General features: G+C 35.2%; 24 protein-coding genes. 18 read left to right on the top strand and 6 right to left on the bottom strand.

From position 1 onward, the window contains the following. Nucleotides 1-8: 8 nt before the first annotated feature. Nucleotides 9-524: an RpiB/LacA/LacB family sugar-phosphate isomerase gene (locus tag F5ESL0259_RS06300; protein ID WP_046325313.1), complete on the bottom strand. Its 516-nt coding sequence runs from the start codon at nt 522-524 to the stop codon at nt 9-11. Nucleotides 525-716: 192 nt separating this feature from the next. On the opposite strand from F5ESL0259_RS06300, the gene F5ESL0259_RS06295 reads away from it, so the two are divergent. The 3 genes from F5ESL0259_RS06295 (at nt 717) to F5ESL0259_RS06285 (ending at nt 5,356) form a co-directional block, all read left to right on the top strand. Continuing rightward, nucleotides 717-1,478, top strand: coding sequence for a DeoR/GlpR family DNA-binding transcription regulator (locus F5ESL0259_RS06295; RefSeq protein WP_110446402.1), 762 nt, complete (start codon nt 717-719; stop codon nt 1,476-1,478). A 630-nt stretch (nt 1,479-2,108) separates the two neighbouring features. Further along, nucleotides 2,109-4,712 (top strand): cation-translocating P-type ATPase, encoded by a 2,604-nt coding sequence (locus F5ESL0259_RS06290; protein ID WP_122037867.1) that lies wholly within the window; start codon nt 2,109-2,111, stop codon nt 4,710-4,712. A gap of 182 nt (nt 4,713-4,894) precedes the next feature. Further along, nucleotides 4,895-5,356, top strand: coding sequence for a hypothetical protein (locus F5ESL0259_RS06285; RefSeq protein ID WP_122037866.1), 462 nt, complete (start codon nt 4,895-4,897; stop codon nt 5,354-5,356). 289 nt (nt 5,357-5,645) lie between these two features. Here F5ESL0259_RS06285 and F5ESL0259_RS06280 read toward each other — a convergent pair whose 3' ends face one another. From F5ESL0259_RS06280 to F5ESL0259_RS06270, 3 genes are all read right to left on the bottom strand, one after another. Then, complete coding sequence (locus F5ESL0259_RS06280) at nt 5,646-6,680, bottom strand: linear amide C-N hydrolase (protein WP_122037865.1); 1,035 nt, start codon at nt 6,678-6,680, stop codon at nt 5,646-5,648. Between the two features lie 206 nt (nt 6,681-6,886). Further along, nucleotides 6,887-7,471 (bottom strand): DJ-1 family glyoxalase III, encoded by a 585-nt coding sequence (locus F5ESL0259_RS06275; protein ID WP_122037864.1) that lies wholly within the window; start codon nt 7,469-7,471, stop codon nt 6,887-6,889. 36 nt (nt 7,472-7,507) lie between these two features. Beyond that, nucleotides 7,508-8,164, bottom strand: a complete 657-nt coding sequence (locus F5ESL0259_RS06270) for an HAD family hydrolase (RefSeq protein ID WP_122037863.1) — start codon at nt 8,162-8,164, stop codon at nt 7,508-7,510. A 262-nt stretch (nt 8,165-8,426) separates the two neighbouring features. Between F5ESL0259_RS06270 and F5ESL0259_RS06265 the strand changes: the two genes are divergently transcribed. The 13 genes from F5ESL0259_RS06265 to F5ESL0259_RS06205 all read left to right on the top strand — a co-directional run bounded on the left by F5ESL0259_RS06265 (nt 8,427) and on the right by F5ESL0259_RS06205 (nt 18,886). Beyond that, the gene (locus F5ESL0259_RS06265; protein WP_122037862.1) at nt 8,427-8,705 is read left to right on the top strand and encodes an autorepressor SdpR family transcription factor; all 279 of its coding nucleotides are present in this window, start codon (nt 8,427-8,429) and stop codon (nt 8,703-8,705) included. Then, nucleotides 8,689-9,327, top strand: a complete 639-nt coding sequence (locus F5ESL0259_RS06260) for an SdpI family protein (protein WP_122037861.1) — start codon at nt 8,689-8,691, stop codon at nt 9,325-9,327. The genes F5ESL0259_RS06265 and F5ESL0259_RS06260 overlap by 17 nt, the downstream gene beginning before the upstream one ends. 255 nt (nt 9,328-9,582) lie before the next feature. Continuing rightward, nucleotides 9,583-10,344, top strand: coding sequence for a sulfite exporter TauE/SafE family protein (locus F5ESL0259_RS06255; protein WP_122037860.1), 762 nt, complete (start codon nt 9,583-9,585; stop codon nt 10,342-10,344). Between the two features lie 34 nt (nt 10,345-10,378). Then, the gene (locus F5ESL0259_RS06250) at nt 10,379-11,059 is read left to right on the top strand and encodes a histidine phosphatase family protein (protein WP_122037859.1); all 681 of its coding nucleotides are present in this window, start codon (nt 10,379-10,381) and stop codon (nt 11,057-11,059) included. 50 nt (nt 11,060-11,109) lie between these two features. Then, a complete protein-coding gene (locus F5ESL0259_RS06245; protein ID WP_122037858.1) occupies nt 11,110-11,994 on the top strand; it encodes a cation diffusion facilitator family transporter in 885 nt (294 codons plus the stop codon). Nucleotides 11,995-12,008: 14 nt separating this feature from the next. Further along, complete coding sequence (locus F5ESL0259_RS06240) at nt 12,009-12,188, top strand: hypothetical protein (RefSeq protein ID WP_122037857.1); 180 nt, start codon at nt 12,009-12,011, stop codon at nt 12,186-12,188. Between the two features lies 1 nt (nt 12,189). Continuing rightward, nucleotides 12,190-12,870: a 2,3-diphosphoglycerate-dependent phosphoglycerate mutase gene (locus F5ESL0259_RS06235; RefSeq protein ID WP_122037856.1), complete on the top strand. Its 681-nt coding sequence runs from the start codon at nt 12,190-12,192 to the stop codon at nt 12,868-12,870. A gap of 85 nt (nt 12,871-12,955) precedes the next feature. Then, nucleotides 12,956-13,891 (top strand): AAA family ATPase, encoded by a 936-nt coding sequence (locus F5ESL0259_RS06230; protein ID WP_122037855.1) that lies wholly within the window; start codon nt 12,956-12,958, stop codon nt 13,889-13,891. Between the two features lie 140 nt (nt 13,892-14,031). Continuing rightward, complete coding sequence (locus F5ESL0259_RS06225; RefSeq protein ID WP_122037854.1) at nt 14,032-15,195, top strand: galactokinase; 1,164 nt, start codon at nt 14,032-14,034, stop codon at nt 15,193-15,195. A 15-nt stretch (nt 15,196-15,210) separates the two neighbouring features. Beyond that, entirely contained in the window at nt 15,211-16,689 is a 1,479-nt protein-coding gene (locus tag F5ESL0259_RS06220) for a UDP-glucose--hexose-1-phosphate uridylyltransferase (RefSeq protein ID WP_122037853.1), read from the top strand. A 170-nt stretch (nt 16,690-16,859) separates the two neighbouring features. Continuing rightward, the gene (locus F5ESL0259_RS06215; RefSeq protein WP_122037852.1) at nt 16,860-17,684 is read left to right on the top strand and encodes a hypothetical protein; all 825 of its coding nucleotides are present in this window, start codon (nt 16,860-16,862) and stop codon (nt 17,682-17,684) included. Nucleotides 17,685-17,752: 68 nt separating this feature from the next. Next, nucleotides 17,753-18,271, top strand: coding sequence for a hypothetical protein (locus tag F5ESL0259_RS06210; protein WP_147446441.1), 519 nt, complete (start codon nt 17,753-17,755; stop codon nt 18,269-18,271). Nucleotides 18,272-18,280: 9 nt separating this feature from the next. After that, nucleotides 18,281-18,886, top strand: a complete 606-nt coding sequence (locus F5ESL0259_RS06205) for an ATP-binding cassette domain-containing protein (RefSeq protein WP_122037850.1) — start codon at nt 18,281-18,283, stop codon at nt 18,884-18,886. Nucleotides 18,887-18,995: 109 nt separating this feature from the next. On the opposite strand, the gene pepC is transcribed toward F5ESL0259_RS06205, so the two are convergent. Together pepC and F5ESL0259_RS06195 are read right to left on the bottom strand one after the other, a co-directional pair. Further along, nucleotides 18,996-20,342, bottom strand: a complete 1,347-nt coding sequence (gene pepC, locus F5ESL0259_RS06200) for an aminopeptidase C (RefSeq protein ID WP_122037849.1) — start codon at nt 20,340-20,342, stop codon at nt 18,996-18,998. 129 nt (nt 20,343-20,471) lie between these two features. Then, nucleotides 20,472-20,786, bottom strand: a complete 315-nt coding sequence (locus tag F5ESL0259_RS06195; protein WP_122037848.1) for a hypothetical protein — start codon at nt 20,784-20,786, stop codon at nt 20,472-20,474. Between the two features lie 119 nt (nt 20,787-20,905). Here F5ESL0259_RS06195 and F5ESL0259_RS06190 point away from each other — a divergent pair, with 119 nt between their 5' ends. Both F5ESL0259_RS06190 and radA read left to right on the top strand, forming a co-directional pair. Next, nucleotides 20,906-21,457 carry a dUTP diphosphatase gene (locus tag F5ESL0259_RS06190; protein WP_046325293.1) on the top strand — a complete coding sequence of 184 codons (552 nt, stop codon included), beginning with the start codon at nt 20,906-20,908 and terminating at the stop codon, nt 21,455-21,457. Next, nucleotides 21,458-22,834 (top strand): DNA repair protein RadA, encoded by a 1,377-nt coding sequence (radA, locus tag F5ESL0259_RS06185; RefSeq protein ID WP_122037847.1) that lies wholly within the window; start codon nt 21,458-21,460, stop codon nt 22,832-22,834. It abuts the gene before it with no gap. Nucleotides 22,835-22,856: the final 22 nt, after the last annotated feature.

Raw genomic sequence — 22,856 nt, 5'->3', positions numbered from 1 at the left:
TTTAACTCCTATTCTTCTGTGAAGCCCATGTTCCAAGCTACATAATCAGGCTTTTTCAGATTACGGTCATCATCTTTTTTAGCTTCCAATAAGTTTGCTCTAGAATTTGGTCTGGAATTTTTAAAATCAAATGGTTCATCTAAGAAAGCATCAAGTACCATTTCCATGTAAGGTAAACCATTTACTCTCGCTCCCAAGCCTATGATTTGGACATTGTTGCTTAACCTTGCCCTTTTAGCAGAGTACGGATTAGTTACTGCTGTTGCTCTTATACCCCAGTGTTTATTAGCCTGCATAGTAAAACCAATTCCTGTGCCACATATATATACACCTAATCTGCACTCATCTTTTTGAATAACTTCTGCCATCTTATCAGCTAATTTAGCAAAAGTATTCTTGCCATCTTCAGGCTTTTTAACGGGATCCCAAACGACTCTGTAATTCTTTTCTTCCTCCAAATACTTCTTGATGGCTTCTTTCCGCTCGAAACCAATATCATCGCATGCTATTGCTATTTTTTTCATACAATTTCCTTTCTGTAAACGCTTAATGTTATTACAAAACCAATTATAAAATTTGTTTTAATTGGTGTCAACCGCAAAAATATACTTTTTTAGTAATTAAAAGCAATTAAAACCAATTTTTATAGCATAAAAGTAACAAAAATTATAATCTATGATATTCTTGAGTAAAAAGTTTAAAAGGTGAGTAAATAAATGAAATTAACGAATAAAAGAAGAAATGATATTTTAACTGAAATCATAAAGAAAGGTAGTGTTACAGTTCATCACCTTTCAAACGAATTTTCAGTTAGCTACGAGACTATCCGTAAAGATTTAACTTTCCTAGACCAAAAAGGTTACATTATTAAAGAACATGGTGGAGCGACAGCCTTAAATAGTCTAATTGAAAACTCGTTTACTGTGAGACAAGAAAAGCAAATTAAATTAAAAAAATTAATAGCAATTGCAGCATTCAAACTTATATTAGATAATTCGTCGATTATTCTTGGGTCAGGTAGCACAGTTTTAGAGTTGGCAAAATTATTAGTAGCTAAAAAGAATTTAAAAATTTATACTGATTCTTTTCCTGTAGCAACTGCGTTAGCAAATTCAGACAATGAACTTTATTTTTTTGGTGGAAAAATTAGAGCTAAATCATCCTCGGTTTATGGAGGGTGGACAAATGAAGCAATTAATAGTATAAAAGCTAATATGTGTTTTATAGGTTCAGATAATTTTGCTGGTCATAACGGTCCAACGACGCCTTCGTATTCTGATTATGGTGTTGATAAGCTTTTATTAGAGCATTCTAATAAAAAATATGTTCTAGCTGATTCTACTAAATTTGAAGGATCGAGTCTTTATCAAATAACAAATTGGGAAAATATAACTGCCTTAATAACTAATGTAATTTCGAAAGCTCAAGTAGATAGTTTGGCTTCTTTAACTAATATTATTCAAGCAAAAAATTCTTAAGTAAAAAAGATAATTAGCAATTAATAACATAAAAAATAACCAGTCACTTTTGCATTGACTGGTTATTTTAATAAACTGAGTTTTTAATCAACTACAATCATGCGGTAAAAATATTTGTACATAATCACTGTTAACTACTTATAAATGAAGTAAGAATTTTTGCTTTAGCTGCGTTGAAAAATAGTGGGTTGACTATTGGTCAGATTGTAAAAATAATTTGTAAATATTTTAAATAACAAAATTAATTATTTAGCAAAAAACTGAGCTTTTTCAGCCTTATAATGCTAACAGTATAAGCATTAAAGTAGCTTAAAAATAACAATTCATGTAAAATAATAATAAGCTTGTATAGGAAAGAGGATACTTAGTTTAGAAATTAAATTTTTAAGCTAAAGACAATTTATAAAAAACGTTGTTAATCAACAACTACTTTTTAAATACTAAATGAGCAGAAAACTTCGGATAGCTATCAGAGGCTTTCTGCTTTTTTAAAAGTAAATAACTCATTGTCTTTAATACATTAAATTGAATTGAGGCCTTTAAAGAGCCATATAGCTTCAGTAAATTAACTTATCTATACAAACAGCTTAACTGTAATTTATTTCATAAGCGAATAATGGAGGAGATAGCATGTCCCAAAAGTCAGAACTACTATTCACGAAAACCCCCAAGTCTGGTTTAACTGCTGCTGAAGTAGAACAAAAGCGTGGTGAATTCGGCACTAATGAGTTGCTCGAAAAACGCCCGGTTCCATTGTATAGAAAAATATGGCATCATCTTAAAGATATTTCATCTCTTGTGCTTTTATTAGCAATAATTCTAGCGACATATATGGCTGTTTTTCAAAACGGTGGCTGGACCAAGACAATTGTAATTAGCCTGATTTTAATAATTAATGTTGTAATCGGCTTATATCAAGAGGCTTCAGCTGAAAAATCTCTAGCTGCTTTAAAGGCAATGAGTTTGCCAACAGCTAATGGTCGGCGTGATGGGCACGATGTGACAATCGCTGCTGCAGAACTAGTGCCCGGAGATTTGATTTATCTTAACACTGGTGATCAGGTTCCAGCAGATGCTGTGATTTTAGATGAAACTAATTTAGCTGTTGATGAAGCAATTTTAACTGGTGAAAGTTTACCTGTTTCGAAAAAAAGCTTTCAATCAAAAACTAGTTTGACTAGTGATGAGCGCGTCTACTCCGGAACTTCAGTTGTTAGTGGCCGGGCATTTGTTCAAGTTAATGCAATTGGTATGGCAACTGAGCTTGGTGAAATTGCGGGTCTTTTAAATGAAACTCATAAACGGGAAACTCCTCTTCAAGGTAAGTTAGACAGTCTGTCAAAATGGATGACATTTTTTGCTGGCCTAGGTGGACTGATGATTTTTGCTTTAAGCATGGGACTGCAAAATAATAGTTTAACTGATAGTTTAATGATTGGACTATCTTTAGCAGTTGCGGCTGTACCTGAAACTTTACCAATTATTGTTACTATCAGTTTATCCCGCGGTGTTAAAAGAATGGCTGATCGTAATGCTATTATCAGACAGATTGGTGCCGTAGAAACAATTGGCAACGTTGACGTTATTGCGACTGATAAAACAGGTACTTTAACTCAAAATAAAATGACTATTACCAAGTATTGGACTCCAGAAACCGGCATTAAAAAAGCTGCTGATTTACCAGACGCTGGTCAAAATTTGTTAAAGATGTTAGGTTTAGCTAATAATGCTAAAATCATGGAAAAAGATGGTTCAGAAGAAGTTGTTGGTGATGCTACTGAAATTGCAATTGTGAACTGGTTACACGCGCAGGGAAGTTCTCGCCAGCTGTTAGAAGAAAAAGCCCCTCGGATAGCGGAGGATCCGTTTGATTCTGATAAAAAAATGATGTCCACTGTCCATCGACTTGATAATGGCAGTCAATTGGTAATTGTCAAAGGGGCTTGGGATAGATTACCCTTAGATGAAAAAGAACCAATTAAAGCGGGCCAAAAGGCTCATGATGATCTGGCTAGAGCAGCGCTAAGGGTGCTGGCAGTAGGATATAAAATAATTCCTGCTACTGCTGATCCAACCAATTGGAATGAAAATAACTCTAACTTGCAGCTTGCAGGTATGATTGGCTTAATTGACCCACCTCGGCCGGAAGCAAGAGCGGCTGTTCATAGGGCAAAACAAGCAGGTATCAAGACCATAATGATAACTGGCGACCATCTTGTGACTGCTAAAGCAATTGCTAAAGAAATTGGCATTTTGCAGTCAGGTCAAAAAGCAATTACAGGAATCGAATTACAGAAGATGTCAGACGCTGAATTAAAAAATTGTATTCAAGATATCAGTGTTTATGCTCGTGTTACTCCCAGTGATAAAATTCGGATAGTTCAAGCTTGGCAAGAACTTAATAAAACAGTTGCCATGACAGGTGACGGTGTGAACGATGCACCTGCTTTGAAGGCTGTGGATGTTGGCATTGCCATGGGTATCACAGGCACAGAAGTGGCAAAAGAATCTGCGGATATGGTTCTGACTGATGATAACTTTGCTACAATTATTAAAGCTGTAGCGGAGGGTAGAACAGTCTACCAAAATATTATTAAGGCGGTAGAGTTCTTAATTGGTGTTAATTTTGCTCAAATGTTCTTAATGGTTATTAGTACAATTTTGGGTTGGGGTGCACCACTATTAGCTGAACAATTATTAATTATCAACGTGCTTGCCGATGGGATACCAGGATTCTTTATTAGTAAAGAACCGGGTGAACCAAATATAATGGATCAAGATCCAATAGGTAATGAGGAGAGCCTTCTTGGACGCGGATTAATGCAAAGAATGATTGTTAGAGCGACAACTTTCACAGTTTTAACTCTGGGAGTTTACGCCTATGGTAAATTTGTTATTTCACCTAATGACGTGCAAGTGAGTATGACTTTAGTCTTTTTAGTTTTAGCCCTTGGCTCCATGATTGATATCTACGCTATTAAAGATTCTCAACCAATCACTGTGCAAACATTTAAATCCAATAAAATGCTTAATTGGGGACTGTTACTAAGTATGATTCTAGTTTTATCACTGACACTCTTACCTCGTTTGCGACAGTTTTTGCACTTGGCCTTGCTACCCATTCAGGGCTGGCTGGTCGTTTTGATTGGTAGTTTAATTCCTGTTTTTGTTTTGGAAATGAATAAACGTTTGACTAGCAACATTAAAATGGAAGTAGAAAAAAATAGTTGCTAAAGAATTGATTTCAAAATAAGTTTTGAAAGTTGTCTTACTTTTAAGGCTTATTTATTTGGCCAAAATTGATAATCATTTTGCTTTTTGATAGTTAAATAAATATTTATTATTGACATATAAATGTAATAAAATTACATTTTTGTTACAATTAATTAATATAGTTTGCTTTTTGAGCTTAGAAAATGAAACACAAGTATTTGAAAACAGTTTTATGTTCTGCAGTCACCCTGTTTTCTTTTACAGCGCTAGCTAACTCAACTGTAGTTAAAGCTGAGAATAATGATACTGCTAAGTCAGCAGCAGTTAATCGGGCAACAGACCCGGGTATGACCGTTACTTCTGCTAAACGGTTTTCTAAAGAAGGCTACGTATTTAAATTGGCTCGGAATGCTATTGTTTATCCCACAGTTAATGATGTTATCAATGATACTTCTAAACTAATTGGCAGAAGCTGGGTTAAGCAAATGGCAGATAAAAATATAAAATTTAAGATTATTGAATTTGGTACCAGTAGGGTTGAATTGGTTGCTCACATAGTTGATCAAAGTGGCAAAAATCAAGGTTGGGTTAACTTCTTTAACGGCGATCTTTATAACATAAATGTTAAGAAAAAAGCCTTACAGCCACTGATCAAAGCGAGTTAAAAGTCATGAATTTACAGTTTGAAGGCAAAAGGCCATCACTAATTCAAATTAAAATTGAGGCTAAAAGCTACACGGTCAAAATGAAAAAATTGCCAATAAATCAATAAAGGAAATAAAAGACTGGTTTGCTTATAAAGGTGATTTATCGTATACACAATATCCATCACTATTAGTTGGTAAATAGTTATTATTTATAAAAATGCGCGTAAAAGTATCAAACTTTTACACGCATTTTGTTTCAAATAGAACAATTAAAAAACAAAAAATTCAAATAAACCGGTAATAAATTTCAAGCTAAAGCTTTTTGTTTTTTGGTTTCCAAAACTTTAAAGTCGTGTTGAATAGGCTGAGTAATTTTAGTAGTAGTAGTGGAATCTAACACAAACTTAGTCATTGTTGGGCAGTCTTCGGGTTGAATATATAAACTTCTGTTGGAAACGTCATATCCGGCCCAGTAACCAGAATAATCACACTTGTCCTCACCTTCGTGAAGATGTTCTAGTCCCCGTGGAATCATGACGGATTTAAAAACATTATATAATTGTGGAATTCCTTGATCAGAATGAAATGGTGCTAGGAATTTAGAAATAAATGTTCCCCGAACAAAACGTGATGGTGCAGCGTAATCACCGGGTAATCCCAGTAGACCTGAACCACTTTCAATTTGTTTAATATCTAGTTGATCAGCAATTTGGTGATGGCCTAAGTTATGGTTAGTTAACTGCAAATAATTACGCAAATTATCAAGATGCCATGGATATTCCGGACTATTCGTCATCACACCAATGCCATCATAAATTTTGAAGGCACCATTGTTAACTGGTTCTAAGATTACGCTTTTACCGCTAAGATCACTAAAGGTATAATGCATTGGAATTGGGGTAGGGATGCCCGTGTCAGCATCTTCCCAATCAGGATAATTTGTCTTTTCCTGACCCAAATGTGTGAACGCTTCTTTAATTTCTGCGATGGAGCCAAAGCTACTTAAAACATAGGCGACGACTTCTTCACCAATTATTGGCTTTAATCCCCGCTTCTTAAGGTTTTCCACTGTATCCCACGAAGCCTCTTCCAAAAATTGTGCGTCGCCTACGATACCAGCACTATTAATACCATCGTTAAAGAAAAGTGAATCGTTAACATTAATACCCATAAACGGATATTTAGTCGTCCAACTTTGGTGCAAACCTTGTAATTTATAGTTTGCAGGAAAAGTGGTCATTTTGCTGTCTGCACTCGGTTTAAAGGGGTCGAAGGTAAAATCCATTGTCCGTCCCCAAAATACGTCCCCACTATCTGACTTGATTGCAATAGTTGTACACATGCTTAATACCTCCCAATTATTTGTTTTGCCTTTTTAAGGTTAATCTAAGTTTATCATATTTTTTAAATACCACTAAAAAATAGGGTGTTTAAATAATCTTGTATAAAGTTCAATTTTTCCTTTAGACAATTTGGTAATAAAAAAGCCCCAAAAGTTATCCAACTCTTGGGGCTCTGTACTAACCTCTCCTTTTTTCAGCAAAAAATTTACAAACTATCTTGAATATTGTCAGCTAAATAATTGTATAGCATGCCCGCCTTCAGATCCTTGGTGTCAATTCCCAGCGTTTCTGCAATTGCGTATGCAAAAGCCCAAGCGGTTGCCGGACCGCGACTAGTAATGACTTTATGTTCAACATCAGTTACAGTAATATCCTCCTTGAAATGTCCGCTTGGGGCATCTTTTTTAGTTTGTTCTTCAAAACCAGGGTAGCAAGTATAATCAGCATCAGCTATAACGCCGTAACGAGCCAGAGCAATGGGAGCAGCGCACATTGCCGCATCCCATTTGCCAGCGTTATGCCGTTTTATCATTAAATCTGCTAATTTCTTATTGTCACGCAGATTCTCTGCCCCTGTTGTGCCGCCGGGAAGGGCAACTAAATCATAGTCAAATAAACTATCATCGACAATTTTATCACAGGTAAGTTTGATATTGTGCGCACCATTGACAGTTGTACTAGTAAGCCCAACCATATCCGCTTGTACACCTAAACGGCGCAACACATCGATAACGCTTAAGCCTTCTACTTCTTCACAACCATCGGCAAAAACTACAGCTGCTTTATTCATTTGTTTTACCTCACAATCCTTTTTCTTTATTATAAACTAGCTCAATTCCAGGTAAAATAATAAATCACTTAATTTATTTAAATGTAAGGTGGGGTGAGGGCTAATAGGCATTTTTACTTTTTTAGGAGCAAGCCAGAGTGATTCCAAGTTGGCATTTTCGGCACCTTGTATTTCATCGGCTAAGTCAGTTCCTATTACCAAGCTGGTTGCGGGAGTCAACTTTTGTTCATGTATTATTGACAACAGAATTTTTTTATTAGGTAATTTTGTGTCAAAATCATCGCTAAAATAAACTGCGGAAAAATAATTTATTAGTTCTGTATCTTGCATGCGGGATGAGGCCACATCTTTTTTCTCTTTTGTCAGCAAAATCAAGTTAACTTTATTTTGCACTTCATCTAAAAAAGGCAAGACATCTTTATTTAACTGATCTTGTTTTTGCAGCTGGTTGTCAAAAGCCTGTTTCGCAGAAATCCAGTCATTTTTAAAGAATTCCTGCAAAGTTAATTTAATGCGTCCATCAAATCCTAGTAATTTAGTCTTTTCTTGTAATGAATTATATTGTATGCGTTCAGCTGGACCAAAATCTCTGCCTGCCAACTTCAATGTCTTCCTAAGTGCATTTTGTTCTGCAACTTTTTCGTTTAATAAGCTTCCCTCAAGAATAAAAATCAATGTTTCAAATTTTGCCAAGTGTATTTTTCCTTTCATTATCCAACTGTCTGCATTATAACGATTAGCTAAGCCAAATTAAAGCCAAATATTTATGAACAAGTTTTATTCATAATTTGTCTGAATTTTCAAACAGCCACTTAAATAGTTTTATTGTTTTTACTATAGTTCAAGAATTTTTAATTACTATGTTAAGAATTATTGTTTTTTGCGAAAAATGTGATACTATTTAGACAAATATCTAATTAGAAGTTTGTCTAAATAGAAAGGAAAAGAAACTGATGTGAGTTTTGAGGCTAGTTTTAAGGCCTTGTCAGATCCAGTGCGTCGCAAAATATTGCAGCTTTTAAAAAATGGACCTATGTCGGCAGGAGACATTGCTAATCATTTTAATATGACTAAAGCTACTATTTCGTACCACCTTAATATGCTGAAAAAGGCTGATTTAATTGAAGAAGAACACGAAAAAAACTTTATTTATTATTCGCTAAACACTTCTATTATAGAAGAAATTATGGGTTGGCTTGTTGATCTGAAAGGAGATCATGATGAAAAAAAATAGTATTCGTCAAACAGAATTAATCTCGCTTCTGCTAATCTTATTTCCAATTTTGACCGGAGCATTTTTATATAATCGTTTGCCGCAAAAAATGGCTACACACTTTGGGATGAATAACATGCCAAATGCTTTTAGCAATAAATTATGGGTCATTATTGGTCTGCCTTTTTTGGGAATTATCCTTCAAGTTATGGTATTACTTATCTTTCGCAATCAAAAAGAAACCAAAAATCTTGATTTTAAGATAGTTAATATTACCCTTTGGCTTGTTCCTATTATTACTAATATCGTAAATCTGTCACTTTATGCCTATGCACTGGGTCATAAAGTAAAAGGCTCCTTTGTGCTTAGTGCTTTTTTGGGACTGTTCTTTATTATTTTTGGTAATTATCTGCCTAAAGTTAGTCCCAATCATGTCGTTGGCATTAAATTACCATGGACTTTGAATAATACGGAAAATTGGCGTAAAACACACAGATTTGCCGGATGGATCTTTTTTATCAGCGGCATTGTTCTGCTTCTAACTTCTTATTGGGAAATGTATTGGTCGGTTATATCCATCACTATTATAGTTATTTTACTTCCAACTTGTTACTCATATCTGTTGAGTAAGAAAGGATATTAAGTAACTTGAGTTACTGAGAGATGAATTTAAAACAAAATATTTATTTTAGAGAAGAATTGGCTTTATTATCGACTAAAGTTAATTCTTTTTTTGTGTGTAAAAACTATAATATTTCAGTAATTATTAGTTAGAGACTAATTTGTTAAATCAAACTTCATTATTAAATAGACAATTGGTCAGAATTAAAATACCTGCTTAAATTATTTTTCAAGAGCATTATAATAGAAATTAACGTTAAAGAGGGAGCTTAATTTAATGGCAGCTATTTTTTCAGTAATTTTTATTTTAATAGGAGGCGTGGCCAGTGGATTATTGTCTTCAGTAGCTTCAATGGCTTCTCTTGCTTCATATCCAGTACTATTAGCGGTTGGAATCCCACCAGTTTATGCCAATGTCACAAATGATGCTGCCTTAATTTGGACTAGTATAGGATCTACGATTTCTTCGACGAAAGAACTCAAGGGCCATTGGCGCCAAGTGGCCTTTTATGCTATATTCACGGTTGTTGGCTCCTTAATTGGTTGTAAGTTATTGCTAGCCTTTCCTTCAAGTGTTTTTGAAAAAATTGTACCCATTTTTATTGCTGGTTCGGGTGTTTTGGTAATTGTTTCAGGTAAGCATCATAGTTTAGAGCCGCATAAAAGACCACTGTGGCAGGAAATTTTTTATATTGCTGCATTATTAGGGATGGGCATTTACACTGGGTATTTTGGAGCAGCTGGTGGAGTAATTGTGCTAGTTTTATTAACATATATAACTGATGAAAAGTTTATCGTCGTTAATGCAATTAAAAATGTGATCTGCGGTCTGGCAAATCTGGTAGCACTAATAGTCTTTATTTTTACCTCGCGAATATATTGGCTGCAAGCCATTCCTCTTGCTATCGGCATGTTCATTGGTGGTTATTTGGGGATGGACATTTTGCGCAAGGTTCCAGCCAAATATATCCGCATCTTTATTGCAACTTTAGCTTTTATTCAAGCTGGGTATTTCTTTTACAAAGCATATATGTTATAGTTTAAAACACGTTATAAAGGAAGGAGAATGCAAATTGGCAACAGAAATTTATTTTGTCCGCCACGGCGAAACAATGTTTAATCAGTTAAACAAGGTTCAAGGATGGTGTGATTCTCCCTTAACGGTTAAAGGAATTAATGATCTGAAGATTACTGCACGAGCTTTAAGTCAAGTTCGTTTTGACAATATGTATTCTTCTGATTTAAAACGTGCAATTGATACAGTTCACTTGATGAAAGATGCGAATCAAGTTTCGGAAATCGGTAAAATTAAAAAATTACCCGAATTTCGAGAAGTATTTTTTGGCTCCTTTGAAGGTGATGATATTGAGGACACATGGAGACAGGTTGCACTAGCAGCAGGTGTTGGACCACAGACAGATGTAACTAAAATTATCAATCAAGTTGGTATTTATGAGTTTCGCGAAGCAACCAAAAAGGCTGATCCACGTCATTTAGCTGAAAATAAAAAAGAACTGGATGAACGAATGGTAAGGGCGATTAATGTTCTTCATGAATTAACTAAAAATGAGAAGAGAGTTTTGTTAGTCTCCCATGGTGATTTTTTAAAAACCTTGGCGATTAAGTATTGGAACCAGAGTGACGGTCTTCACGATATTAATTTTCCCAATAATGGTAGTGTAACTCGGGGAATACTTCGTGAAGATGGCAATTTTGAAATTGTAGATTATAATGTAAATGCTGAAGATATGTAAAGTCCTGCTTAAAAGTAGGACTTTTTTCGCCCTTAAGCATTGAAAGGAAAATTATGAAGGATCACACTACAAAAAGATTTGCGTATGTAACTGGGTTGAATGTTGTTATTACGGTTGCTGAATTTATTGGCGGGTTTGTTTCGGGGTCTTTATCCTTATTATCAGACGCAGTTCATAATCTCAGTGATGTTGGTGCAATAATCATTTCATTCGTGGCTCACATTATCAGCAACAGGCGCAACAATAAGAATAAAACTTTTGGTTATGAGCGAGCTGAAACTTTGGCTGCCTTTACCAATGGAATTATCTTGATATTAATCAGTATCGTCCTATTTATTGAAGCGATTGAAAGATTTTGGACACCAACCAAAATTAGTGGTGGCGTTATGCTTATCGTTGCCATTATTGGACTTGTGTCAAATGTAATTTCAATGCTCGTGATGAATCAAGGTGGCGAAAAAAACTTAAATGTGCGCTCTACATTTATGCATATGCTGAGTGATGCTCTTTCAAGCGTAGCAGTGGTAATAGGTGCTATTTTTATTTACTACTGGCACATTAGCTGGATTGATCCGTTAATGACCTTACTGGTTTCAGTTTTTGTGTTTCATGAAGCTTGTGAAATAACTGGCAAAGCAGCAAATATCTTGATGGAATCCAATCCCGATATTGATTTGGAAGAAATTAATAGAATAGTTTTATCGTTTCCAGAAATAAAAAACATGCATCATGTACATCTGTGGCGTTATAGCGATCGTTATATCATGCTTGATGCGCACGTTAATGTTGATCCTGATTTGACTGCTAGAAAGTTTGAATTACTGACTCAAAAAATTAGCGCAAAATTGCAAAAATTAGGTATTAACCATATTAATTTTCAAGTTGAATGTGAACGCGGAAAAAATGATAAAATGATTGTAACTGATCGAGAGTAAGTAGGAGAAAGATAATTTTGAAAATCAGTATTTTTACTGCTGTTATCGTTTTGATAGTCGGCTTATATGATATTGCCTATGCTTATAACAGACGGTACCGCAATCATAATCGAGGAGTAACTCCTTTTATGATATTAGGCATCATTTTTACTATTAGTGGTTTGATTTTAATCATAATGCACTGGGTAAAGTAAAATGGTTAAGTTGGTATTGTTAAGACATGGTGAAAGTACAGCCAATAAGTCTAATGTATATACTGGCTGGAATGATGTTGGTTTAACTGTTAAAGGACGAAAACAAGCAGAATCCGCCGGCAAATTGATTAAGGAAATTACCGATTTTAAGCCTACTCATATCCATACTTCTGTTTTAACTCGGGCAATTGTGACAGCTAATATAGTGGCTGATATTTGTCATTTTTTATATTTACCTGTTACTAAGACTTGGCGTTTAAACGAAAGACATTATGGCAAATTACGTGGGATAAATAAAGACGAGTCACGCAAAATATTTGGTAAACAGCAAGTGTTAGAATGGCGACGTGGCTTTTACGCTGTTCCTCCTTTGGGTGAAAAAGTGACTTCTAGACGCTATGCCAGTTGTGACATTCACCTCTTGCCAAGAGCTGAAAGTCTTTATCAGACACAAAAGAGAGTGTTACCTTATTATCAAGACAATATTGCCAACAGGTTAAAAATGGGTGAGGATCAATTAGTCGTGGCTCATGGTTCAAGTTTGCGCGCACTAATTAAAAAATTGGAGAATATCAATGATCACGATATTATCAAGCTTGAGGTGCCAAATGCAGAGCCAATAATTTATACTTTTGATCAACATTTAAAAATTATTGATAAAAAGATTTTACGCAGCTTTTAGTTCAATAGTAAGGATTTCTGCAATTATATGTTAAAATTTAATACGATATCATTTAAATTTTACATTTTTAGTTTGGAGTAGAGGCATGCGTAAAATATTTTTATTACGAGGCGCACCCGGCTCTGGTAAATCTTCATTTATTTCTCGTCATCACTTACAGCCATATGCAATTAGTCGTGATCAGATCAGATTGTTATTGGCGAATCTAACCTATTATTATGAAGAAGAAACAGATTGCTTACATCAAGTTATTCCCCGTTATGCAAACGAGCAAACGGAAAAAGTGGTGGATTACCTCGTAGAAGAAAAAATGAAACGCGGCGAAACAGTTATTGTAGATAGTACGCATATTTTTACGGAAAACATCGAACATTATCAACCCTGGGTCGAGCGTTATCATTATGAGTTATTTGTCGTTGATTTAATGTATCATAAAACTTTGCGAAATTTATTGAATCGTAATGAAATTCGCAGACAGTATGATTGGGTTAAGCCTAATGTGATTAAGGAAATGTTTTTATCATATCAAGATAACTTTGATGTGCCTGAGTGGGCGCATGTGATAAGCCCTAATCAGTTAGGTAAAGCATTATCGCAAAAGGAAAGTAATTTGGATCATTTTGCTCACGTCATCGCAATTCCTGATAAAGTTACAGAAGAGAACTTTCCTCATGTGCATATTTCCAATTTTTATTTTTCTTTTAATGATTTATTTACAGAAAAGTATGGTACATATCGTAATGTAGTTACGATTGGCAAAACCAAGGATGAAGTTGTCAATCAGTTTCGCTTACCGTTTTTTGTATTCAAATTTCATCACAAACATTTTTTGATTTCTGCGTATCCGGTTAGAAATGAAATGCTTGATCCTATTAAAAAGGTTAAAAGTGTTTGGTCATATTCTACGGGACTAGCTAATCCGGCTGATTTTTTGGAGCAATTTCCCCAAAGCCGGCCACAGCATGTGCATCAATTCAATTTATGTAAATTACATTCGGATAGATTATTACATATTTGGTAATAGCCTTGAAAAGAGTTTCGACAAAACGAAACTCTTTTTTAATATTGAGAATTCCTTTTCAAGCCTTGCTGGTAAATTATAATGAAGTATAATTTAATTGTCAGTGTTTTGATAGCGCTTTTAAAAGGAAATGAAAACAAATGAAAATTAAAGAACTCAAGCAAGAATTTAGCAATATTTATCACCAAGAACCAACCGGCTGTTATTTTTCGCCTGGTAGAATTAACTTAATCGGTGAGCACACAGATTATAATGGTGGTCATGTGTTCCCCTGTGCAATATCTTTAGGAATTTATGGTGCAGCCAGTCCGCGGACTGATGAAAGATTTTGCTTTTATTCTGCAAATTTTGCCGATATGGGAGTAGTTGAAACCGATATGCACCAGCTGCAGTTTGCCAAAGAAGATTCATGGGCAAACTATGCAAAAGGAATGCTTCATTTTATGCTCGAAAATGGGGCCAAGATTGATCATGGACTTAATATCTATATTAATGGCAATATTCCGGATGGTGCAGGACTGTCTTCGTCTGCAGCCTTAGAAATGTTAATTGGCGTTTTATTGCAGGATCAATTTCAATTATCTTTTTCTAAGTTAGAAATCGTTAAACTGGGAGTTAAAACCGAAAATGACTTTATCGGTGTTAACTCTGGTATTATGGATCAATATGCAGTTGCCATGAGTAAAAAAGATCACGCCATTCTGCTGGATACTGAAAAGGTAGAGTCTGAGCTGGTACCCCTTGATTTGAAGGATAATGTCATTGTTATTATGAATACTAACAAAAAACGGACCTTAGCAGACTCAAAATATAATGAACGTAGAGCAGAATGTGAAAAGGGTCTGCACCTTTTGCAGGAGAAACTGTCAATTCAGTCGCTTGGTGAATTGGATAATTTAGCTTTTGATGAAAATAGTTATCTTTTGCCAACAGAAAACCTGCTGAAACGCTGCCGTCATGCAGTCTGGGAAAATGAACGCACATTAAACGCTGAAAAAGCACTGCAAAAGGGTGATTTAAATGAGTTTGGTCACCTAATGAATGCTTCACACGTCTCTTTAGAGTATGACTATGAAGTGACGGGTAAAGAACTTGATACATTGGTTCATACTGCTTGGAAGCAACCTGGAGTTTTGGGTGCAAGAATGACTGGTGCTGGTTTTGGTGGCTGTGCAATAGCTTTGGTTGCCAAGAACGAAGTTGAAGCTTTTGAAAAAAATGTCGCTGATATTTATCAAGAAGAAATTGGCTATTTACCTTCATTTTATATTGCAGAAACTGCTGATGGTACAAAAGTTTTATAATATTGGAAAGTTGAGATGGATAAAACGAATCTAATTGATAATTTTATTACGCAAGTTATTGCCCACAGCGATTTTACTGAACTTGATCGTATTTATTTGAGAAATAGAATTTTGGCCCTTGTTGGCGATGAGGCAAGAAAAGTAACAACCAATAAGGAAGGTCTACTGGATCTTAAAGACGAGTTGATTCAGGTTGCTCAAAATTCAGGGAAGTGCTCAGCCAGTAACTCTGCTAAGGATGTCCTAGACGCACAATTAATGAACCTGATTGTGCCTAGACCAAGCATTGTTAACCATAACTTTTGGAAAACATATGAACGCTCGCCTCAAAAAGCGATAGCTGATTTTTACCAAATGGGTAAAGATAGTGATTATATTAAAACTAGAGCTATTGCAAAAAATATTTATTTTACAGCCGCAAGTAAATACGGCGATCTAGAAATTACGATTAATCTTTCCAAACCGGAAAAAGATCCTAAAGAAATTGCAGCAGCCAAGAATGCTAAAGTAAAGTCATACCCAAAGTGTCAGTTGTGTATGGAGAATGAGGGCTACCTCGGTCATGTAAATTATCCAGCGCGCACCAATCACCGTATCATTCGCTTTCATTTAGGAGATGAAACCTGGGGTTTTCAATATTCTCCTTATGCATATTTTAATGAGCACTGCATTTTCTTAGCGCCAAAGCATGAACCAATGGTAATCAATGAACAAACTTTTGCTAATTTACTGGAAATTGTGGCTAAATTTCCGGGCTATTTTGTTGGTAGCAATGCGGATTTGCCAATCGTAGGCGGTTCGATTTTGGCGCACGAACATTATCAGGGTGGCAAGCATCGCTTTCCGATGGAAAAAGCACCAATTGATAAAAAACTTAATTTTAAGGAATTTGATGATGTCGAAGCAGGTATCGTCAAGTGGCCCATGTCTGTGATCCGTTTACGCGGTCTGAATAAAAATAGCTTAATCAAATTAGCAAATAAAATTTTAATAAACTGGAGAAAATATAGTGATGAAAAAGTAACAGTTCGGGCATTTACAGACAATACCCCTCACCATACTATTACCCCAATTGCTCGTTTACATGGACAAACTTATGAACTTGATTTAGTTCTCAGAGACAATCAGACTTCAGATAAATATCCTGATGGAATTTTCCATCCCCATGCTGATGTACAACACATTAAAAAGGAAAATATCGGCTTAATTGAAGTAATGGGATTAGCAATTTTTCCGCCACGATTGAAGTCTGAATTACTTGAGGTAAAAAAGTTTTTGCTTAACCAGCCTAACAGTATTGCACCCATGCATCTTGACTGGGCTAAGGAAATTAGCCGTAAGTATGAAATAACAAATACAAATGTGGATCAAATTTTGCAAAAAGAATTAGGTCTTGTTTTTGCTCGCGTTTTAGAAGACGCAGGAGTATTCAAACAAACTTTAGAGGGTAAAGTAGCTTTTATGCGTTTTGTTAAGAAAGTAGGTCTATGTTAGGTTTTTAATTTTATTTAAGTAATCATATGAATAAAGGCAACAATAAGAGCATTTTTTAATAGGGGAAAATTAGTTTTTTCTTAACTTTTTTGGCATACTATTTTAGTTTATAATTTATATTATATTTTATATAGTATTCAAAGATATATTTGTTAAGAGGACTTCTGCTAATGCTAAAACGAACCCAAAAATTTGTTCTTATTTTTCTAATTATTTATTTTCTTTTGCTTACCTGGCAGTTTTTTATAGCCGCTAAATCTGAAGCAGGATTAATACCATTAAAGGGCAAAGCAGTTGACATTTCTGTTATGCTTTTCTTTTCAATTCAGCCTAATGGTTGGAACGAAAATATTATAAATTTAGTTATTTTGTTGGCCTTAGTACCTATCTTTGGAGCTGGTCTCTTAATCTATTTTAAAAATAATAATATGTTTAGCGCTGTCCAGCAAAGAATTGGATATCATGGTTTTATTAAAGCAGGGAGTATTAACTCCTTTATTATTGGTGTAGTATTTTCTTTAATAACTAATCTTTACCAGTTAGTATTAATTAACTTATTTTATTATCCCTTTTTCTTTAAAACCAGACCTATCAAATTATACATTGGTGCCAGACCAGGATATTTTTCCACTAACCAACTAATTGACTTATGTTCGTATGTTATATTATCTGCTATTGGCTGGGGTATTTTTGCTGTTTTAATTTTCAGTATTGGTCTGTTTGTATCAAAAAATAGTATTTATCTAGTTTTGGGCCCGTGTGTAGGGATGGGTTTAACCTTATTGTCATTCATAATATCACTGGGCAATGAATTTTTGCTCTTTCTCTCGTATTTGTGGTTTCCATTTGCTGTACTTGCACCGGGACAGTTTGCGTTAGGATCTCGCTTGCCACCGATTAATTCATATTTGCTTTTTGTTTTGGTTGCATTGCTTTATCTGTTACTTGCTGCTTACTTAATCAAACTGTGGCAGCAGAAAAGAAAGCTGGGCTAATCATGCGCTTAAAAAGAATATCCTGCAGACTTGTTTTAATTGGTTTCATCATATTTTTGATAGGACTAATGGGAAGCATTATACTTATAAAAACAGGTTCACCAGAAACCATGGAATTGCCAAATGAATACCTCAATTTTCACATGGTATCACTGTATTTGCAGCCAGCGGTCTTCTTGCTATTTTATAAGCAGGTACTTACTTTTCGTAACATCAACGTGTTTGTGACGGTGCGAAAAAAGAATAAGTGGATGACATTTCACTTAATGGTACTGGCTACAATTTATTGTTTAATTTTTTTATTAGGTCTTTTTGTTCCGTATTTTTTAACTGATTATCCCATATTTAAATTTGGTAACCCAATTGTGGGCATTGAACTCATACTACTACACGTGCTGGTTTTTTTGCTTCTACTTTGGCTGTTAGTTGGTGGCTATAACTGGCATAGGCCTTATTTATTATTGCTAATGGCGATAATCATAGATTTAATTTATCACTACTATATAGAAAAAAATATTTTAATAAATTATAGTCCCGTGTATGACGAGTTATATCGGGCTATCCATGAAATTTATGGTGGCTTTTAAGGAGAAATAATGTTAGAGCTTAAGCAGATAAAAAAGTCATTTGGTCAGAAGCTGGTTTTAAAAAGCGTATCTTTGACAGCTAAGCCAGGAGAACTAATTCATATTTCAGGTATTAACGGTTCTGGAAAGTCTACCATTTTTAAGATTATTACCGGTTTGTTAAAGCCTGACAGCGGTGAAATTAAGCTGGATGAAAAAGATATTGTTGGGGCATTAATTGAAAATCCCAATTTTTTGGAATATGAGTCAGCCATGTCTAACCTTCATTTTCTGGCTAATCTTAACAAGCGCTTTAATGAGAAAGAAGTTAGGGATTTACTACAGTACTTTATGCTTGATCCTGACGATCCGGAACCCATGGTCAAGTATTCTGTTGGTATGAGGCAAAAGGTGGGCATCATCCAGGCTGTGATGGAAAACCAAAATATTATTTTGCTTGATGAGCCGACACGTGGAATTGATCAAGAGAGCATTGGCTTATTTGTAGCTATGCTTAAAAAATTAAGACAGCAAAATAAAATTATAGTGGTTGCCAGCCATGATCAAATTAGTGAGCTTAAATACGATCGTCAATTCGTATTGCAGCGGGGAATACTACAGGAAAAACAATTTTAAATACCTATTCAAAGCGTATAAAAAAGCATTGGGAAAACTTCAAGGTGATATAACCACCAAATTTCTCAATGCTTTTTAATATTTAACTTTTTGAACGGAAAAAATAACTTTATTTAAAAGCCAAAGCGCCCATTGGATCCCATGGTAATAATTGAATCGGATCTTTAGCTCCTTCATCAAAGGCTGTTCTTAAATCATCAGGTAAGAATTTCTTGTTAATAACGGCTTGGTAAACAAAATCATCAAACCAAGAATCACTCATGACAAAGTAGCCTTTAAAGCCAGGTTTTTCTCCCCAGGAATTTTCAATCTTCCATTTAGTAGGCTTGTCATCGACTAAGTCAACGCCGGTGATAACCATGGCATGATCCATCATACTTTCACTTGAATCAAGCTTGTCTGCCTTTGACATTGAAAAGTCAACGTCAAATAGCTCATCACGCTTATAAATGTTAGTATCAAGCAGGCCCAGTTGTCTTTCTGAATCTTTACCAACATTTGAACCAAACCAAACAACTTCTCCGGCTTTCAGTTGTTTAATAATCAAGTCTTTCATTTCTGAGATTTTGACGTTAAGATGACGTACTTGTCTGCCGCCAACTACATTACCTAAGTACTCAACTGAAAAGACTTTGTGATATGGCTTGTCATCAGTAGGGGAGTTAATAATTGAAACATGGTCTTCTAAGTTCATGCCCACAAATTTATCAAAGAATTCTTTAGGAGTAATACCAGCTTCACGGTGGTAGTTACCATCATCATCTTTATATTCAAAGTCAAATTTCTTTGGTGGTACGCCTAATGAAATAGCTAAAATGCGGAAAACATCATTTAACAATTCGTTTTTACGTTTTTCAATCTCGTCTTCTGACTTACCTGCATTGACCAAATCACGTAATTCTAAGCCGTCTTTACGCAAAAGAGTATTTAAAGTATCATTTAAGGCTCCAGAATTGTTTGAGTTGGCAGTTTCTGGATAAACAGACTTGGGTACAATACCATACTTTTCAACTAATCCACATAACATGTCCCATTGACCACCATCTTGTTGGGGGGTTGCGAATAAGAAGCTTACCTTACGGTCACCGAGTGGCTTCTTAGCTGACGCAATTACATTTTCAAAGAAGAAGTTTGATTTTTCAAATTTGTCCCAGAAGTTAGTGTAATTTTGAGATAATTCAAAATCCTTAATCTTAAATTCTTTTTGCAATGGGTGACGCATAGTATTTAATGCAGAAAACATCCAGCAGCGACCAGACTGCTTTTGATCAGCAGGTTTACCGGTATCAATCTCTACGGAAAAAGTAGGTGTTAAATCAATTTTTGATTGCAAATTTTGACTTGCCTTAAAAATGCCGTTTTCTTGAGCAGCATGACTGGCAATATTAATTCCAGCATGATTTGATAAGTCTTTTGTAAATTTATCAATGGCTGCACTTGTAATTTCTTTTGTCATTTATATTAAAATCCTCCTTAAACAAACTAATACTATTTTAGCCTAACTAAATAAAGTAGTCTATCTTTGAAAATTTAATTATTGTTAAAAATATATTTGCTTTTGCTTTACCTATTTAATCTGAAATGTTTATATATTTTTGTTTGCTGGATTTGGCTTATGATACCAGATCGAATGAAATTCCGAATGCTTCTCAAAGTATTTAATAACTAAAGGATCAAGTGGCCAAACAGGTAAGTGAGATTCTTGAGCAATAAACATTACTGTTGCCATTTGTTTGTGTAAAATCTTGATACTGTCTATTTTGGGGTTGATAAAGAAATGGCTCATTATCCAGACAGTAGCGTCTTTGCGCTTAATTTTATCCATGGTCCAGCTGCAAATAGTTTCGCCATTATCATCATCTTCGCGAAAAAATTGGTGAGGGTTATCTAAGTTAAACATTTATTCTTCCTTCAAACTTTAATATTTCAGCTAATTTTACCAAACTAATTATATAAGATTTTAAAACACAGCAGTAAATTAATGTAAAATAGTGTTTAAAGATTTTTAAAGGAGATAACATGGAGAAAATTCGGGGCTTTGAAATTGTATCTAAATATAAAAATAAAAATGTGGCGTTACCTAGAAGACAAACAATTGCCAGCGCAGGCTATGATTTAGCAGCAGCAAAAGACGTTTTAATTCCCAGTATTTGGCGGCTTAATTTTGTGCGTATTTTTCGGTTAATTCGTAATGGTCATCAGCTATACGAACAAGACTATGAAATGGCCGAACATGTGCTCAAGCCGTTTTTGATTCCGACAGGTGTAAAGGCTTATATGCCTGAAGATGAAGTGTTAATATTGGCTAACCGCTCTTCAAATACTTTTAAAAAAAATCTTTCTTTGCCAAATGGCGTGGGCGTCATCGATGCGGATTATTACAATAATGATGACAATGAAGGTGAAATTTTCGTACAGTTAATTAATTATGGCGTCAGACCAATTCAGATTCACAAGGGGGATCGAATTGGTCAGGGGATTTTTGTTCATTATTTAAAAACCGATAATGATCTGCCTATTGACAGGCAAAGGTTAAGCGGTTTTGGCTCAACTAATAAGAAGGAAAGCTAAATGGCAAAACTTAAAACAAAGTATAAATGTCGTTCTTGTGGCTATATTTCTGCCAGCTATTTAGGACGCTGTCCTAATTGCGGTGCCTGGAATCAGTTTGAAAAGGAAACTGAAGCGGTGCAAAATCGCTCAACTAAAGGCAGCCCTAGTCGCTTGATCAAGAAAACCGGAATAAGTGAACCGGTTAAGCTGGAAAATGTTAAGGCTGAAAAAGAAGAACGCATTCAGACTAGTATGGAAGAATTGAACAGGGTTCTAGGTGGGGGCATTGTTCCAGGCTCCTTAGTCTTAATCGGTGGTGATCCAGGAATTGGCAAGTCGACTTTAATGTTGCAAATCATGAGCGAACTAGCTGGTAAATATAAAGTATTGTACGTTTCCGGTGAAGAATCAGCTAATCAAATCAAGTTAAGAGCAGATCGCTTGGGACTGCCGGCTAATGATATGATGCTTTATCCAGAAACTGATATGGAAGATATTCGCCAGCAAATTGCCGCTTTAGCACCTGACTTTGTTGTCATTGACTCAATTCAAACTATGAATGAACCTAGCTTAGACTCAATGACGGGTTTAGCATCACAAGTAAGGGAAGTTACAAGTGAGTTAATGAAAATAGCAAAAATGGATGCTATTACCGTTTTTGTTATTGGCCATGTTACAAAGGAAGGGGCAATTGCCGGCCCTAAAATTTTGGAGCACATGGTTGACACTGTTCTTTATTTTGAAGGTGATGAACACCATGCCTACCGTATTTTGCATTCCGTTAAAAACAGATTTGGCGCAGCTAATGAAATCGGCATGTTTGAAATGGTTAATAATGGTTTAAAAGAAGTTACTAACCCGTCTGCTATTTTTTTGGATGAGCGTTTACCGAAGTCAACCGGGTCTGCTATTGTCGTTTCACTCGAAGGGACTCGTCCTATTTTGGCAGAGATTCAGGCATTAGTTACACCCACTGCTTTTGGCTATGCTAAAAGAACTACATCTGGTATTGATTATAACCGCGCTGGACTGCTTTTAGCAGTTTTGGAAAAACGGGGCAACTTAATGTTGCAAAATCAGGATGTCTATTTAACAGCTACCGGTGGAATACGCCTTAACGAACCCGCTGTCGATTTGGCTGTAGTGATGGCTATAGCGTCTAGCTATAAAAATCAGGAAATTTTGCCCACAGATTGTTTTGTAGGCGAAGTCGGTTTAACTGGTGAAGTAAGGCGAGTTAATCAAATAGATGCGCGAATTAAGGAAGCAGCAAAAACTGGGTTTAAGCGTATTTTTATTCCCAAACATAATATGCATACCAGCCTGAAAAACGCAGATATTGAAATTATTCCGGTTTCAAGTATTCCGCAAGCATTAAAACTGGTTTTAGGCTAACGAATATTGAACTTTTTGACTA

This window comes from Lactobacillus sp. ESL0259 (genome assembly GCF_003693045.1).
GTDB classification, from domain to species: domain Bacteria; phylum Bacillota; class Bacilli; order Lactobacillales; family Lactobacillaceae; genus Lactobacillus; species Lactobacillus melliventris.
This window is presented reverse-complemented; position numbering and strand designations above follow the sequence as displayed.

What these genes read in the sequence shown, in the direction of transcription:
- F5ESL0259_RS06300 (WP_046325313.1), bottom strand. Translation starts at nt 524, where the DNA reads ATGAAAAAAATAGCAATAGCATGCGATGATATTGGTTTCGAGCGGAAA.
- F5ESL0259_RS06295 (WP_110446402.1), top strand. Translation starts at nt 717, where the DNA reads ATGAAATTAACGAATAAAAGAAGAAATGATATTTTAACTGAAATCATA.
- F5ESL0259_RS06290 (WP_122037867.1), top strand. Translation starts at nt 2,109, where the DNA reads ATGTCCCAAAAGTCAGAACTACTATTCACGAAAACCCCCAAGTCTGGT.
- F5ESL0259_RS06285 (WP_122037866.1), top strand. Translation starts at nt 4,895, where the DNA reads ATGAAACACAAGTATTTGAAAACAGTTTTATGTTCTGCAGTCACCCTG.
- F5ESL0259_RS06280 (WP_122037865.1), bottom strand. Translation starts at nt 6,680, where the DNA reads ATGTGTACAACTATTGCAATCAAGTCAGATAGTGGGGACGTATTTTGG.
- F5ESL0259_RS06275 (WP_122037864.1), bottom strand. Translation starts at nt 7,471, where the DNA reads ATGAATAAAGCAGCTGTAGTTTTTGCCGATGGTTGTGAAGAAGTAGAA.
- F5ESL0259_RS06260 (WP_122037861.1), top strand. Translation starts at nt 8,689, where the DNA reads ATGATGAAAAAAAATAGTATTCGTCAAACAGAATTAATCTCGCTTCTG.
- F5ESL0259_RS06255 (WP_122037860.1), top strand. Translation starts at nt 9,583, where the DNA reads ATGGCAGCTATTTTTTCAGTAATTTTTATTTTAATAGGAGGCGTGGCC.
- F5ESL0259_RS06235 (WP_122037856.1), top strand. Translation starts at nt 12,190, where the DNA reads ATGGTTAAGTTGGTATTGTTAAGACATGGTGAAAGTACAGCCAATAAG.
- F5ESL0259_RS06230 (WP_122037855.1), top strand. Translation starts at nt 12,956, where the DNA reads ATGCGTAAAATATTTTTATTACGAGGCGCACCCGGCTCTGGTAAATCT.
- F5ESL0259_RS06225 (WP_122037854.1), top strand. Translation starts at nt 14,032, where the DNA reads ATGAAAATTAAAGAACTCAAGCAAGAATTTAGCAATATTTATCACCAA.
- F5ESL0259_RS06220 (WP_122037853.1), top strand. Translation starts at nt 15,211, where the DNA reads ATGGATAAAACGAATCTAATTGATAATTTTATTACGCAAGTTATTGCC.
- F5ESL0259_RS06215 (WP_122037852.1), top strand. Translation starts at nt 16,860, where the DNA reads ATGCTAAAACGAACCCAAAAATTTGTTCTTATTTTTCTAATTATTTAT.
- F5ESL0259_RS06210 (WP_147446441.1), top strand. Translation starts at nt 17,753, where the DNA reads ATGGGAAGCATTATACTTATAAAAACAGGTTCACCAGAAACCATGGAA.
- F5ESL0259_RS06205 (WP_122037850.1), top strand. Translation starts at nt 18,281, where the DNA reads ATGTTAGAGCTTAAGCAGATAAAAAAGTCATTTGGTCAGAAGCTGGTT.
- pepC (WP_122037849.1), bottom strand. Translation starts at nt 20,342, where the DNA reads ATGACAAAAGAAATTACAAGTGCAGCCATTGATAAATTTACAAAAGAC.
- F5ESL0259_RS06195 (WP_122037848.1), bottom strand. Translation starts at nt 20,786, where the DNA reads ATGTTTAACTTAGATAACCCTCACCAATTTTTTCGCGAAGATGATGAT.
- F5ESL0259_RS06190 (WP_046325293.1), top strand. Translation starts at nt 20,906, where the DNA reads ATGGAGAAAATTCGGGGCTTTGAAATTGTATCTAAATATAAAAATAAA.
- radA (WP_122037847.1), top strand. Translation starts at nt 21,458, where the DNA reads ATGGCAAAACTTAAAACAAAGTATAAATGTCGTTCTTGTGGCTATATT.